The organism is Frigoribacterium sp. VKM Ac-2836, assembly GCF_013248995.1.
Classification (GTDB): domain Bacteria; phylum Actinomycetota; class Actinomycetes; order Actinomycetales; family Microbacteriaceae; genus Frigoribacterium.
This window is the reverse complement of sequence record NZ_JABRPK010000001.1, coordinates 48,918-61,313: the sequence shown is the minus strand read 5'-3', so window position 1 is coordinate 61,313 and position 12,396 is coordinate 48,918. Positions and strand designations below refer to the sequence as shown.

The 12,396-nt window shown below is 73.0% G+C and carries 11 protein-coding genes; 6 read left to right on the top strand and 5 right to left on the bottom strand.

What is annotated here, in order from left to right; all coding sequences use genetic code 11:
• Positions 1 to 177 precede the first annotated feature (177 nt).
• On the bottom strand, positions 178 to 492 hold the full coding sequence (locus tag HRF36_RS00325) for a hypothetical protein (protein ID WP_173204594.1): 315 nt from the start codon (positions 490 to 492) through the stop codon (positions 178 to 180).
• Between the two features lie 350 nt (positions 493 to 842).
• Here HRF36_RS00325 and HRF36_RS00320 point away from each other — a divergent pair, with 350 nt between their 5' ends.
• The 5 genes from HRF36_RS00320 to HRF36_RS00300 all read left to right on the top strand — a co-directional run bounded on the left by HRF36_RS00320 (position 843) and on the right by HRF36_RS00300 (position 6,526).
• Entirely contained in the window at positions 843 to 1,631 is a 789-nt protein-coding gene (locus tag HRF36_RS00320) for a DeoR/GlpR family DNA-binding transcription regulator (RefSeq protein WP_173204592.1), read from the top strand.
• A gap of 59 nt (positions 1,632 to 1,690) precedes the next feature.
• Positions 1,691 to 2,659, top strand: coding sequence for a 1-phosphofructokinase family hexose kinase (locus HRF36_RS00315; protein WP_173207700.1), 969 nt, complete (start codon positions 1,691 to 1,693; stop codon positions 2,657 to 2,659).
• A gap of 33 nt (positions 2,660 to 2,692) precedes the next feature.
• Positions 2,693 to 4,783, top strand: a complete 2,091-nt coding sequence (locus tag HRF36_RS00310) for a fructose-specific PTS transporter subunit EIIC (RefSeq protein ID WP_173204590.1) — start codon at positions 2,693 to 2,695, stop codon at positions 4,781 to 4,783.
• Positions 4,784 to 4,894: 111 nt separating this feature from the next.
• Positions 4,895 to 5,671, top strand: a complete 777-nt coding sequence (locus tag HRF36_RS00305; protein WP_217270839.1) for a hypothetical protein — start codon at positions 4,895 to 4,897, stop codon at positions 5,669 to 5,671.
• An 84-nt stretch (positions 5,672 to 5,755) separates the two neighbouring features.
• A complete protein-coding gene (locus HRF36_RS00300) occupies positions 5,756 to 6,526 on the top strand; it encodes a gamma-glutamyl-gamma-aminobutyrate hydrolase family protein (protein WP_173204586.1) in 771 nt (256 codons plus the stop codon).
• Between the two features lie 62 nt (positions 6,527 to 6,588).
• Here HRF36_RS00300 and HRF36_RS00295 read toward each other — a convergent pair whose 3' ends face one another.
• From HRF36_RS00295 to HRF36_RS15615, 4 genes are all read right to left on the bottom strand, one after another.
• Complete coding sequence (locus HRF36_RS00295; protein ID WP_173204583.1) at positions 6,589 to 7,368, bottom strand: SDR family oxidoreductase; 780 nt, start codon at positions 7,366 to 7,368, stop codon at positions 6,589 to 6,591.
• A 140-nt stretch (positions 7,369 to 7,508) separates the two neighbouring features.
• Entirely contained in the window at positions 7,509 to 8,285 is a 777-nt protein-coding gene (locus HRF36_RS00290) for a DeoR/GlpR family DNA-binding transcription regulator (protein WP_173204581.1), read from the bottom strand.
• A 48-nt stretch (positions 8,286 to 8,333) separates the two neighbouring features.
• Positions 8,334 to 9,377: a 4-hydroxythreonine-4-phosphate dehydrogenase PdxA gene (pdxA, locus tag HRF36_RS15620; RefSeq protein WP_173204578.1), complete on the bottom strand. Its 1,044-nt coding sequence runs from the start codon at positions 9,375 to 9,377 to the stop codon at positions 8,334 to 8,336.
• Entirely contained in the window at positions 9,374 to 10,663 is a 1,290-nt protein-coding gene (locus tag HRF36_RS15615; protein WP_173204575.1) for a four-carbon acid sugar kinase family protein, read from the bottom strand. Before HRF36_RS15615 ends, pdxA begins: the two co-directional genes overlap by 4 nt.
• Before the next feature lie 158 nt (positions 10,664 to 10,821).
• On the opposite strand from HRF36_RS15615, the gene HRF36_RS00275 reads away from it, so the two are divergent.
• Positions 10,822 to 12,396: an ABC transporter substrate-binding protein gene (locus tag HRF36_RS00275; RefSeq protein WP_217270838.1), complete on the top strand. Its 1,575-nt coding sequence runs from the start codon at positions 10,822 to 10,824 to the stop codon at positions 12,394 to 12,396.

The window sequence follows — 12,396 nt, the reverse complement described above, 5'->3', positions numbered from 1 at the left end:
GGTGACGTAGTCGTGCAGGTCGGGGTGGACGAGGGTGTCGAGCGAGGGAAGCGAAGAGTTCATGGTCGGGCCGTTCAGTCGAGGTCGTCGGTGTCGTCGAGGGCGGTGTCGAAGTACGACACGTGGTCGCCGACCTGATCGGCGAGGATGCGCTGCGCGAAGGTCATCGTGCCTGCCTCAGGCCGACATCGCGTGGGCCGGGGCGGCCGCGAGGAAGTCGGCGTAGGTGGGCTCGTCGACCCGGGCGACGGCCGACACGGCCGCCGAGATCGGGGCGGCGAGGGCGGATGCCGCGACGCGAGCCCGACGACGACGGGGGTAGGTCTCGATGCGGACGGCCGGGACGCGGGGGTCGCGACGGTAGAGACCGGCGTCGACTCGAGCCGTGGTCGGACGAGAGGCCGAGGGCCGCGCCGAGCCGACGGTTCCCCGGACGAGGGAGACGAGCTGCTCGTGACCGAGGCCCTGGAGGGAGGTGCTGCTGATGTTCATGTTCTGCTCATTTCTGATGACCCTGCGCCACCTGAGGAACCTGCGGCACCGCCCGTGAAGTCGGTGCCCGTACCGCCGTGAACCGGTACATGCATCACTGTGGCAGGTGGATAGCTAGATGAACTAGCCAGATCGCCGAAAGTGCGCATTGCGGACATGGTCGGCCACGCCCGTGCACGATCTGCGTTCTTCTTCGTTTTTCTGCTTTTGTCTTGTTTTCTCTGTGGAAGCCACGTACAGTCGGCCCACCGGCACGCGAGGACGCCGATCAGGCGTCGGCAGCACGGGCGCCAGCAGCACAGGTGCCGACAGCACGAGCCGGCAACACCGCGAGACGACGAGGAGGTCGCATGTACGCCACCGAACGACACGAGTCGATCGCCGAAGCCCTGCGCTCGGCCGGTCGGGTGTCGGTCAGCGACCTCGCCCAGCGTCTCGACGTCACGGCCGAGACGGTCCGCCGCGACCTGGACGCCCTCGAGCAGGCGGGCCTGCTGCAGCGCGTGCACGGCGGTGCCGTCACCGCCGGTCGCTCCAGCGTCAGCGAGCTCAGCCTCAGCGAACGCGAGACCCGACACAGCCCCGAGAAGACCTCGGTCGCCCAGGCCGCCGCCCACCTCGTGCCCCCGACCTTCACGGGATCGATCGCCCTCGACGCCGGCACCACCACGGCCGCGGTCGCCGCCGAGCTCGCCCGTTGGACCCCGGCGACGCCCGGCACCGTCCTCACCGTCATCACGAACGCCGTCCCGATCGCGGCCCTGCTGCAGCACAGCCCCCACGTCGATCTGCACCTGCTCGGCGGGCGCGTCCGCGGCCTGACCAGCGCCGCCGTCGGCACGAGCACCGTCGAGCAGATCCAGGCCCTGCGCCCCGACATCGTCTTCGTCGGCGCGAACGGCCTCAGCGCCGGCTTCGGCCTGTCCACCCCCGACGAGTTCGAAGGGGCCGTCAAGTCGGCCTACGTCCGAGCCGGCCGCCGCGTCGTCGCCGTGGTCGACCAGACCAAACACGGCGAGGAGGCGCTGGTCCGGTTCGCACGCCTGGCCGAGATCGACACCGTGGTCACCGACGCGCCCCCCGCCTCCGACCTGGGCGACGCGCTCGAGCTCGCCGACGTCGAGGTGATCGTCGCGTGAGCACCCCGCCGCCCCGCCCCTCGTGGCACGACACCGCACCGCTGCCAGGAGGCACCCGCATGATCCTCACCGTCACCGCGAATCCCTCGCTCGACCGCACGATCGACCTGCCGGGCACCCTGCAGCGAGGTGCGGTGCAGCGCTCGGTCAGCACCACGGACGAGCCCGGCGGCAAGGGGGTCAACGTGTCCCGGGCCCTGGCCGCGTCGGGGGCCGAGACCGTCGCCCTGTTGCCCGGCGCCCTCGACGACCCGGTGCTCGTCGCTCTGCGCGAGCGCGGGGTGCCGACCGTGAACCTGCCGATCGCGCAGCGCCTCCGGGCCAACGTCACGCTGACCGAGCCGGACGGCACCACCACGAAGATCAACGAACTCGGCCCGGACCTCGGCGCCCACGTGGACGAACTCACCGCCCTCGTCGTCGAGCACGCGGCCCTCGCCTCGTGGCTGGTGCTCGCGGGCTCGCTTCCCCCCGGCCTGCCGACGACCTGGCTGGCCGACGTCGTCCGGGCCGTGCGCGCCTCCTGCGGGGACGCCTCGCCGCGCATCGCGGTCGACTCGTCGGGCGAGCCGTTCGCCGCCCTGATCGCGTCGGGCGTCGGCATCGACCTGGTCAAACCCAACGCCGACGAGCTCGCCGAGATCGTCGGCGGCGACCCCGAGGCCTACGAGGCCGACCCGGCCTCGGCGGTCGCCGGGGCCCGCCGCCTGCGCGAGCTCGGGGTCGAGACCGTGCTGCTGACCCTGGGCAGCGCGGGTGCCCTGTTGATCGACGACGAGGGGTCGTGGTTCGCCGCCGCCCCCGTCGTCACCGCCCTGAGCACGGTGGGCGCCGGCGACTCGTCGCTGTCGGGCTACCTGCTCGCCGAGACGACCGGCGCCTCCGCCCCGGCCCGCCTCGCCCAGGCCGTCGCGTCCGGGGCCGCCGCCGCGGCCCTGCCCGGCAGCATCGTCCCCCGCCTCGACCAGACCTTCCCTGACGACATCGACGTCGTCCCGGTGGCCCCCGCGGCCGTCGGGCACCTCTGAGCAGCGTCGCCCAACCCCAAGGAGCAGAACACCATGTCATCCCTCATCAGCACCGACCTCGTCGGTCTCGACGAAGACCTGGGCGGCACGTCGACCGACGTCATCCGGGCCCTGGCCGCCCGCGTGGCCGCCTCGGGCCGTGCCGGCTCGGCCGACTCGCTCGCCGACGACGCCATCACCCGTGAGGCCTCGGTCGGCACCGGCGTCCCCGGCGGCATCGCGATCCCCCACGCCCGGTCGGCCTCGGTCACCGAGCCCACGCTCGCCTTCTCACGCCTCGCACGGACGGTCGGCTTCGGTGCCCCCGACGGCGACGCCGACATCGTCTTCATGATCGCCGTGCCCGAGGGCGCCGACGGAGACCACATGACGGTGCTCTCGACCCTCGCCCGCGCCCTCATCCGCGACGACTTCACGGCCGCCCTCCGCGCAGCGAAGACGCCCGCCGACATCGTGACACTGGTCGACGACGAGGTCAGCGGCGAGGTCGCCGAGACACGTGGCGCCACCGCGACCTCCGCGGCTGCGGCGACCAGCGCCTCCTCGTCCGCCGGCCACGCCCCGGGCGACGGTGCGCGCCGCCCGAAGCTGGTCGGCGTCACGGCCTGCCCCACGGGCATCGCCCACACCTTCATGGCCGCGGACGCCCTCGTCGCCGCCGCGAAGCGCCTGGGCGCCGACCTGCAGATCGAGCCTCAGGGCTCGGGCAAGGTCACCCCGCTCGACCCGGCCGTCATCGCCGAGGCCGACGCCGTCATCTTCGCGGTCGACGTCGACGTGCGCGACCAGGGCCGCTTCGCGGGCAAGCCCGTCGTCCGCGGCCCGGTCAAGCGGGGTGTCGACGCTCCCGACGCCATGGTGAAGGAGGCGCTGGCCGCCGCGAAGGACCCGAACGCCGTGCGCGTGGGCGGCACGGCCGCCGGTGCCGCCGGTACGGCCGCGGGCTCGACCGGCGAGAAGCAGGGCTTCGGTTCGTCACTGAAGCGCTGGCTGCTGACCGGCGTCTCGTACATGATCCCGTTCGTCGCGGGCGGTGGCCTGCTGCTCGCCCTCGGGTTCTTGCTCTCGGGCTACGAGATCGCGGGCAACGCCGCCACCGTGCTCACGGACTACTCGCTGTTCAATCTGCCGCCCGAGGGCCTGATCTACTTCCTCGGTGCCGCCGCGTTCCAGATCGGCAACCTGTCGATGGGCTTCCTGGTCGCCGCCCTGGCCGGTTACATCGCCTACGCCATCGCCGATCGACCGGGCATCGCCCCCGGTTTCGTCGCCGGTGCCGTCGCCGTCTTCATGGGTGCCGGCTTCATCGGCGGTCTCGTCGGTGGTCTGCTCGCCGGCTTCGCCGCCTACTGGATCGGCAAGCCCGACGTACCCCGCTGGTTGCGCGGTCTGATGCCCGTCGTGATCATCCCGCTGCTGGCCTCGATCTTCGCCTCGGGTCTGCTCGTGCTCGTGCTCGGCGGACCGATCGCCGCCCTCACCGTCGCCCTGACCGATTTCCTCAACGGTCTGAGCGGCACCGGCGCGATCGTGCTCGGCGTCATCCTCGGCCTCATGATGTGCATCGACCTCGGCGGTCCGGTCAACAAGGTCGCGTACTCGTTCGCCGTCGCCGGCCTGTCGGCGGGCTCGCTCACCGACAACCCCGCCCCGCTGATGATCATGGCCGCCGTCATGGGTGCCGGCATGGTCCCGCCGCTGGCCATGGCCCTCGCGTCGACCGTGCTGTACCGCAAGGGCTTCTCGCAGGTCGAGCGCTCGAACGGCACGGCGGCCTGGCTGCTGGGCGCGTCGTTCATCTCGGAAGGCGCGATCCCGTTCGCCGCGGCCGACCCGCTGCGCGTGATCCCCGCGAGCATGGTCGGAGGCGCGGTGACCGGAGCCATCTCGATGGCCGCCGGCGTCACGTCGCAGGCCCCCCACGGCGGCTTCTTCGTGTTCTTCGCGATCACCGGGCTCGGCATGTGGGTCGTCGCCATCCTCGCGGGCACCGTGGTGAGCGCTCTCGTTCTCATCCTGCTCAAGAAGTTCGTCCGCCGCGGTGTCGCCGCCGGGACCGAGGCCTCGGCCGAGGCCGGCCAGGCCGGTTCGGTCGTCGGTCAGCGCAGCCCCGTCGCCGCGTAGCCGACCAGACGAGGAGGCGCGCTCCGGGGAGTCCCGGAGCGCGCCTCCTCGTCTGCGGCCGGGCCGCTTCGTCCTCTACCCTGGCGTGAGCAACCGATTGGACCCCACGCCGTGACCGACATGAGCCTGAGGCTCCCCACCACCCACTTCCGTGCCGTGCTCGACCTGGGTCAACGCCCGGCCGCGCAGACGCCGCTGCCGACCGCGCTCGGCAAGCCGAACCTCTACGCCGAGTACGACGACGACGACCTGATCACGGCGCTGTACGTCGGCTACGAGACCGGGCAGGTGCACCTCGAGACCACGCCGTCCGGCGCCGTCGAGCACCACTTCCACCTCGCGAACGGCGACGACAGCGACCTCAGCCCGTTCGGCGTAGCCGACACGCGCGCGCTGGTCGAGTGGTCGACCCGGTTGATCGTCGACCTGCACCGCCGCATGCCCGACCTGCTCGACGAGGTCGACGAGGCCGCCGCCTGGCACGACGCGGGCTTCGACCTCTACGTCTGCGAGGTCGAGGAGCCCCGCAAGCTCGACCTGATCGAGGTCGACATCGAGGGCGAGCTGCTCACCCTGCCGTGGCTCGGTTCGGGTGCCGTCGAGCACGACCACATCGAGGGCGACGACCACCCGATCGCGCTGAGCTGGACGCCGCAGGGCGCGTCCGACGCCGTTCCGATCGCCGAGGCCTGGCTCGACCCGCGGACCGACCAGCCCGTCACCAAGGCCCTGCCCGGCGTCGACTGGGACGCCGTCGGCTGGGGTCGCGACGAGGTGCTGCCCTGGCTCGAGGCCATCTACATGAACCACCACGTGCTGCCCGACGCGGCCGGCACGATCCTCACCGGCGTGCTCGAGCGGCTCGGCGGCATCGACGGGACCGACTAGCGGCTCGGGTTCGGGCCGCGAGGCCGGGGCAGCGCTGCCAGGGCAGCGAGGCCGGGGCCGGGGCCGGGCTGCCAGGATGGCGAGATGAGCGACTCGCCCGCACCGCGCCTCCTGAAACTGCTGGTCCTCGACGTCACCGACGAGCACCGCGACGACCCGGCCTTCGAGCGCGAACTCGACGACCTGTCGACCTCGGTGGTCGCCGCCGCCGAGCAGGTCGGCTTCGTGGTGCGCCGGGTGCCCGCGAACCGGCTCGGTGACGTGCGCGCCGCCCTGACCGAGGCGGACGCGGTGCTCGTCACCGGCGGCGAGGACGTCGACCCGAGCCACTACGGCGGCCCCGTCGACTACCCCGGGCGGGGCCAGACCTTCGCCGAGGCCGACCGCGTGCAGTTCGAGGTGGTGCGCGGGTCCGTGGAGGCGCGGCTGCCGTTGGTCGGCATCTGCCGGGGCATGCAGGTGGTCGACGTCGCGCTCGGCGGCGACCTCGTACAGCACCTCGAGCACCCCGGACACGTGAACCCGGACGACGTCTCGGACAGCATGGTCGACCACCCCGTCCGCCTCGCCGACGACAGCACGCTCGCGTCGATGCTCGGCACGACGTCGCTGGTCGTACGCAGCTCGCACCACCAGGCCGTGGGCCGGCTGGGCGACGGACTGCGGGCCGTGGCCTGGGCCGAGGACGGCACCGTCGAGGCCGTCGAGCACGACTCGGCACCGGTGTGGTGCGTCCAGTGGCACCCCGAGGACCGCAGCGCCACCGGCACGGTGCTGACCGACCTGCTCGTCGCGGCGCGCGACGCCGCCCTCGCGCGGTCAGCCGGCGATCGGTCGCGTCGCACCGCCGGCTGAACGTCGCACCGCGCACATGGGCGGTTCGACGTTCGATTCGTGGTGCGACGCGGGGCGAATATCTAGCGCTGGCGGACGATCAGGGCCGAGGCCGCGGTCACGAGTCGGCGGGGCAGGAAGCGGTGCGCCTGGGCGCCGAGCGCGTTGCCGAGCCCGCTGACCACGACGGCGCGGCGGCGGCGCACGGCCCGGAGCGCCGTCGTGACCACCTGCTCGGGCGTCTGGCGACCGCTGGTCAAGAAGTCGCTGCCCGTGGCCGCGAAGAACCCGGTCTCGGTCGCGCCGGGGCAGAGCGCCGTGACGACGACACCCGACCCACGCACCTCGGCGTGCAGGGCCTCGCTGAACGACAGGACGAACGCCTTCGACGCCGCGTAGACCGCCATCGTCGGGATCGGCTGGAACGCGGCCGTCGAGGCCACGTTCACCACCGTGCCGCGACGGCGCTCGATCATGCCCGGCAGCAGAGCACGCGTCAGCGCGACGACCTGCGAACAGTTGAGGTGCACCTGGGCGAGCTGGGCCTCGGGGGCGGCCTCGGCGAATGCGCCGTGCGAGCCGACACCCGCGTTGTTGACGAGCAGGTCGATGGCCCGGTCGGCGACGGCGGTCAGCACGGTCTCGACGCCCTCGGGAGTCGAGAGGTCGGCGACCACGGCCGTGAACGATCCGGAGGGGCGGGTCGCCACGAGCTCGGCCCTCACCTGCTCGAGGCGGTCGCCGCTGCGTGCCACGATCACCACGTCGTGGTCGGGCGCGAGCCGGCGGGCGAACTCGGCGCCGATGCCGCCGGAGGCCCCGGTGACGAGTGCGGTGGGCAGGGACGCGGTGGGTGCGGGCATGCTGCCCATCCTGCCCCAGCCGGAGCGGGCGACGTCGCACCGCCGAGTGGACGTCGCACCACCGAATGTGGCGGTGTGACGTCCATCCGGCGGTGCGACGCAGGCGCACCCACGGCGGGCGTGAGACGAGCGCGGCGGCGTCAGCCGGCCGGGGCGACGACCACGTCGACGCCGGCGGCCGCGAACTCGGCCAGGGCCTCGGGTGCGGCCGTGGAGTCGGTCACGAGCGTCCACCCGTCGGGCAGGGCCGCCCGGGCGCGGAACGTCGCGCGACCGAGCTTCGACCCGTCGGCCAGCACGTAGACCCGCTCGGACTGCCGGCACATCAGCTCTTTGAGGCGCGTCTGCACGAGGTCGGCCTCGACCACGTGGCCCGAGGCGAGCACGCCGTCGGCGCCGAGGAAGACCCGGTCGAAGGTGAGGCGTTCGAGGGCGGCCTCGGCCAGCGGCCCGACGAATCCCTGGCTGGCCGGGCGGAGCGTGCCGCCGAGGCACTCGAGGTGGATGTCCTCGGAGTCGGCGAGCTGCTGGATGACCGCGATCGAGGTCGTGGCGACGGTCGCGACCAGACCCGAGCGCGCCTCCCGGGCGAGGGCCGCGACGGACGAACCGGCGTCGAACAGCAGCGTCTCGCCGTCTCGGAGCAGCGTCCGGGCGTGCCGGGCGATCTCGGCCTTGGCCACCCCGGCCTCTCGGTTGCGCTGGCGGAAGGTCGGCTCGGCTCCGGGGGCGGCGAGCGGCATGGCTCCGCCGTAGGTTCGTGCGATCTCGCCGCGGCGGGTCAGCTCGGCCAGGTCTCGTCGGATCGTCGACGGGGTCACCTCGAAGCGGCGGCTCAGCTCGTCGACGCTCGCCAGCCCGGTGGTGTGGGCCAGGTCGACGATGTCGCGGCGTCGCTCTCGTGCGGTGGTGCTCATGCGCTCGTGCTCATGCGATGGCCGTCCTGTTCGCTGTGGCGGGCGACGTCACGCCGACGGCGCACCGACCCGGGCGGCGTCGGCCGGGCTGGGCGACATCTCGACGGCCTGGCGCAACGCCTCGATCATGCTACCGACGGCCACGACGCCGGTGCCGGCGATGTCGAACGCGGTGCCGTGGTCGACCGACGTGCGGATCACGGGCAGCCCGACGGTGATGTTGACCCCCGCCTCGATGCCGAGCACCTTGACGGGCCCGTGCCCCTGGTCGTGGTACATCGCCACGATGAGGTCGTAGTCGCCGCGGCCGCCGAGGAAGAACGCGGTGTCGGCCGGCAGCGGCCCGACGGCGCGGATGCCGTCGGCCTGCAGCACCTCGATGGCCGGGGTGATCTTCTCGGCCTCTTCTCCGTAGCCGAAGAGCCCGTTCTCGCCGGCGTGCGGGTTGATCGCGCAGACGCCGATGCGGGGGTCCTCGACGCCCGCGCGACGCAGCGCCTCCCACCCACGGCGCACCGTGCGCTCGACCAGCCCGGGCTCGATCCGGGCGATCGCGTCGATCAACCCGATGTGGGTCGTGACGTGGATCACCTTGATCTTCGGCGTCGAGAGCATCATCGACACCTCGTCGACCCCCATGAAGTGCGCCAGCAGCTCGGTGTGGCCGGGGAACACGTGACCGGCCTCGTGCAGCGCGGCCTTGTTCAACGGTGCGGTGCAGATGCCCTGCACGAGTCCGGCCATGCCGAGCTCGCACGCGATGCGGATGTACTCGTACGCGGCGTGACCGGCCTCGGCCGAGACCGCCCCCCAGGGCAGGTCGGCCGACAGCAGGTGCGGGTCGACGACGTTGATGCGGCCGGGCGTGAAGACGGCGGCGGCGGGTCCGTCGACCTCGACGATCTCGGCCTCGACGCCGAGGGCGGCGGCCCCGAGCCGCAACCGGTGGGCGTCACCGACGACGACCGGTCGGGCGTCGCGGTAGGCGGCCTCGTCGAGCAGTGCGCCGACGGTCACCTCGGGTCCGACGCCGGCTCCGTCGCCCATGGTGACGGCGATGAACGGTCGGGGATCGGGTGTCGTCGTGGTCATGGGATTCTCCGTTTCGTGGGGGCGCCGGACACGGCCGACGCGGCAAGGTCGTGGGGGGCGGCCCCGGTGCGCGTGCGGCGCACCAGGGCGACGAGGTCGGCGAGCACGGTCGGGCCGCCGAAGCTGCCCGGCTTGGTGGCGACGAGCCGGTCGTCGCTCGCGAGGCAGAGGACGGCACCGTGCTCGACCTGCGCGAGTGGTCGCAGGGTGGTCGTGGCGAGGCGGTCGAGCACGGCCCGAGCGGTCTCGCCGCCGGTCAGCACGAGGTCGAGCTCGACGTGGGAGGCGACCCGGGTGACGACCTCGGCGAGGGCCGCCGAGCCGTCGAGCGGGTCGGCCAGGCGCCGGGCGGTCACCGTGAGCACGGCGACGGAGGACCGGGTCAAGGAGGCGCGGGTCGCCTCGACGACGAGGCCCGCGTCGTCCGCCGGGTCGAGCGCGTGCACGTCCGCACCGGTGGCGGCGAGCGCGTCGGCGTGGCCCCGGGCCACCTCGGCGGCCGATCCGACCACGACGAGGACGGGTCGCGCGGGCCCGACTCCGCCACGGGGCCCGACCGCGGCCGACGGGTCCGCCCCGCCCGGGGCGGGCCCGTCGGCGGAGGTGTCGGCGGGCGTCACGGCACCGGCGAGGGCGGCCGCGAGGGCTGCGCTGCCGGCCAGGGCGACCGGGCGGCGTCTCTCGGGCCGGCCGGCGAGACGGAGGACGGCGGCCACGACGGCCGCGAGGTCGTCGTCGGTCTCGGCGTCGACGAAGGCGAGGGCCCCTCCGACGAGCGCGGCGTCCAGACGCTCGGCGAACGCGTCGCGGCTCGAGCGCACGACGTCGAGGCCGACCGACACCGACGGGTGGTCGGTCAGCTCGTCGAGGGTCGTGGGGGCGTCGTGCGGTTCGAGGTGCCAGAAGGGCGTCTCGGCCAGCGGTCGCCCGTCGACCAGGGGCCGCCCGTCGACGACCGTGCGGCCGAGGGCGGGAAGCGCCCCGGCCACGACGAGGTCGTGACCGCGCGCGGTCAACGCCTCGAGCTCGGGGCCGACGTGCCCTCGCCACAGGGAGTCGGTCTTCTTCAGGACGAGGTGGCCGACCGGCAGGGGCAGCGTGTCGATCGCGGCCCGCGCCTCCTCGGCGGTGCCCGCCCGGGTGGCGATGTCGACGACCGTCACCTGCGCGGTCGATCCCGACGGCACGCCGAGCGAGATCACGGTCTCGTGACCGCGCAGCCGGAACTGCTCGGCCGTCTCGGCGGCGCCCGACAGGTCGTCGGCGATGACGGTGATCTGGGTCATGATGCGGCCATCCTGACACGACTGCGCGTTATGCGCTACCGGTCTTGCGCGGAACGCGCAGCGGTGGCACAGTGTCATCCAGCCCGGACGAGGGCGTCGCAGTGCTGCGGGACCGGGCGCCGTCGACCTCGTCGAACCCTTGGATCGAGAGGTCGATGATGACCGTTCCGTTCGCGGACCACGAGATGTCGCGCCGCACCCTGCTCCGCTGGGGCGCCGCGGCCGGCCTCTTCGTGACCGCCACCAGCCTCGCCGGCTGCGCCGGGCCGACCGGACTGCCCGGGCCCGGCACCGTGACCCTCGCTCTCAACCGCTCGCTGGTCAGCCTCGACAACAAGCTCAACCAGTTCGACGCGGCCGTCACCGTGCAGCGGGCGGTGCGCCAGGCGCTCACGCAGATCGGACCCGACATCACGCCCGAGCTCGTGCTCGCCGAGAGCTTCGAGCCGACGAGCGACACGCAATGGACCGTCCGGCTGCGCGAGGGCGTGCGCTACTCGGACGGCACACCCGTCACTGTCGACGACGTCGCCACGGCACTCCGGATGTACGAGCAGGTGCAGGGCTCGTTCGTCGCCAGCTTCTTCCCCGAGTTCCCCACCGCGTCCGCGATCGACGACCGCACCTTCACGCTCGACTCGTCGCAGCCCATCCCCGTGCTCGACGCCCTGATGAGCAACATCCTGATCACCCCGGCGGCGGCGAACAAGCCCGAGGAGCTGCAGGACGGCGTGGGTAGCGGCCCGTTCGTCGTCACCCGCTTCAACCGGGGCGCCGGCACCTACAGCCTGACCCGCAACGAGCAGTACTGGGGCGAGGCCCCGGGCGTCGACCGGGTGGAGGTGCGGTTCCTGCCCGAGGAGTCCAGCCGGGTGATCGCGCTGCGCAGCGGCGAGGTCGACGTCATCGACTCGATCACGCCCGACTCGGCGACCCAGCTGCAGGGCCTGCCCGGCATCGCCCTCGACGAGGCCTCGAGCCTGCGCATCAACCAGATCTTCTACAACTTCCGCAAGCCCGAAGGGCACCCGTTGGCCGACGCCCGGGTGCGCGAGGCGCTCAGCCATGCGATCGACGGCCGTGCCCTCGTGCGTGACGTGCTGACCGACTCGGTCACCCAGGCCGACGGCGTGGTGCCGCCGAGCCTGCTCGGCTACGCCAAGACGGGCGAGTACACCTACGACCCGGACCTCGCCCGTCGCACGCTCGCCGATCTCGGGGCGAGCGACCTGACCTTGCGCATCATCTGGGAGACCGGCGAGTTCGCCGGCGACACCTTCATCATGGAGGCCCTGGTCGAGATGTTCGGCGCGATCGGCGTACGGACCACGCTGCAGCAGTTCGAGCCGGGTGGCGACATCCTGCAGTGGCGGCAGGGCAAGACCGGCGACTGGGACCTGCTCGGCAACGGCTTCTCCGCCCCCACCGGCCTCGCGCTGACGATCTTGCAGGGCATGTACGCGGGCACCGCCGAGAAGGAGCAGACGCGCGACACCTACCAGGGCTACGTGAAGCCCGACGTGACCGAGGCGATCGCCCGGGCATCGACCGAGTCCGACGCGACCCTGCGGCAACAGCGGCTCGCCGAGGCCCAGCAGGCGGCCTGGGACACCTGGCCGTGCGCCTGGGCGTTCGTCCCCAAGTCGGTGCTCGCCCGCCGCGAGCGCGTCGAGCGCCTCGCGCTGGCGTCGTCGAACTCGTATCCGCTCGCGAACGTCCGACTGGGGGCCTGA

Excerpts from the sequence above, each read along its gene's own strand:
- HRF36_RS00320 (WP_173204592.1), top strand. The coding sequence starts at position 843 with ATGTACGCCACCGAACGACACGAGTCGATCGCCGAAGCCCTGCGCTCG.
- HRF36_RS00275 (WP_217270838.1), top strand. The coding sequence starts at position 10,822 with ATGACCGTTCCGTTCGCGGACCACGAGATGTCGCGCCGCACCCTGCTC.
- HRF36_RS00290 (WP_173204581.1), bottom strand. The coding sequence starts at position 8,285 with ATGAGCACCACCGCACGAGAGCGACGCCGCGACATCGTCGACCTGGCC.
- HRF36_RS00310 (WP_173204590.1), top strand. The coding sequence starts at position 2,693 with ATGTCATCCCTCATCAGCACCGACCTCGTCGGTCTCGACGAAGACCTG.
- HRF36_RS00300 (WP_173204586.1), top strand. The coding sequence starts at position 5,756 with ATGAGCGACTCGCCCGCACCGCGCCTCCTGAAACTGCTGGTCCTCGAC.
- HRF36_RS00295 (WP_173204583.1), bottom strand. The coding sequence starts at position 7,368 with ATGCCCGCACCCACCGCGTCCCTGCCCACCGCACTCGTCACCGGGGCC.
- HRF36_RS00325 (WP_173204594.1), bottom strand. The coding sequence starts at position 492 with ATGAACATCAGCAGCACCTCCCTCCAGGGCCTCGGTCACGAGCAGCTC.
- pdxA (WP_173204578.1), bottom strand. The coding sequence starts at position 9,377 with ATGACCACGACGACACCCGATCCCCGACCGTTCATCGCCGTCACCATG.
- HRF36_RS15615 (WP_173204575.1), bottom strand. The coding sequence starts at position 10,663 with ATGACCCAGATCACCGTCATCGCCGACGACCTGTCGGGCGCCGCCGAG.
- HRF36_RS00315 (WP_173207700.1), top strand. The coding sequence starts at position 1,691 with ATGATCCTCACCGTCACCGCGAATCCCTCGCTCGACCGCACGATCGAC.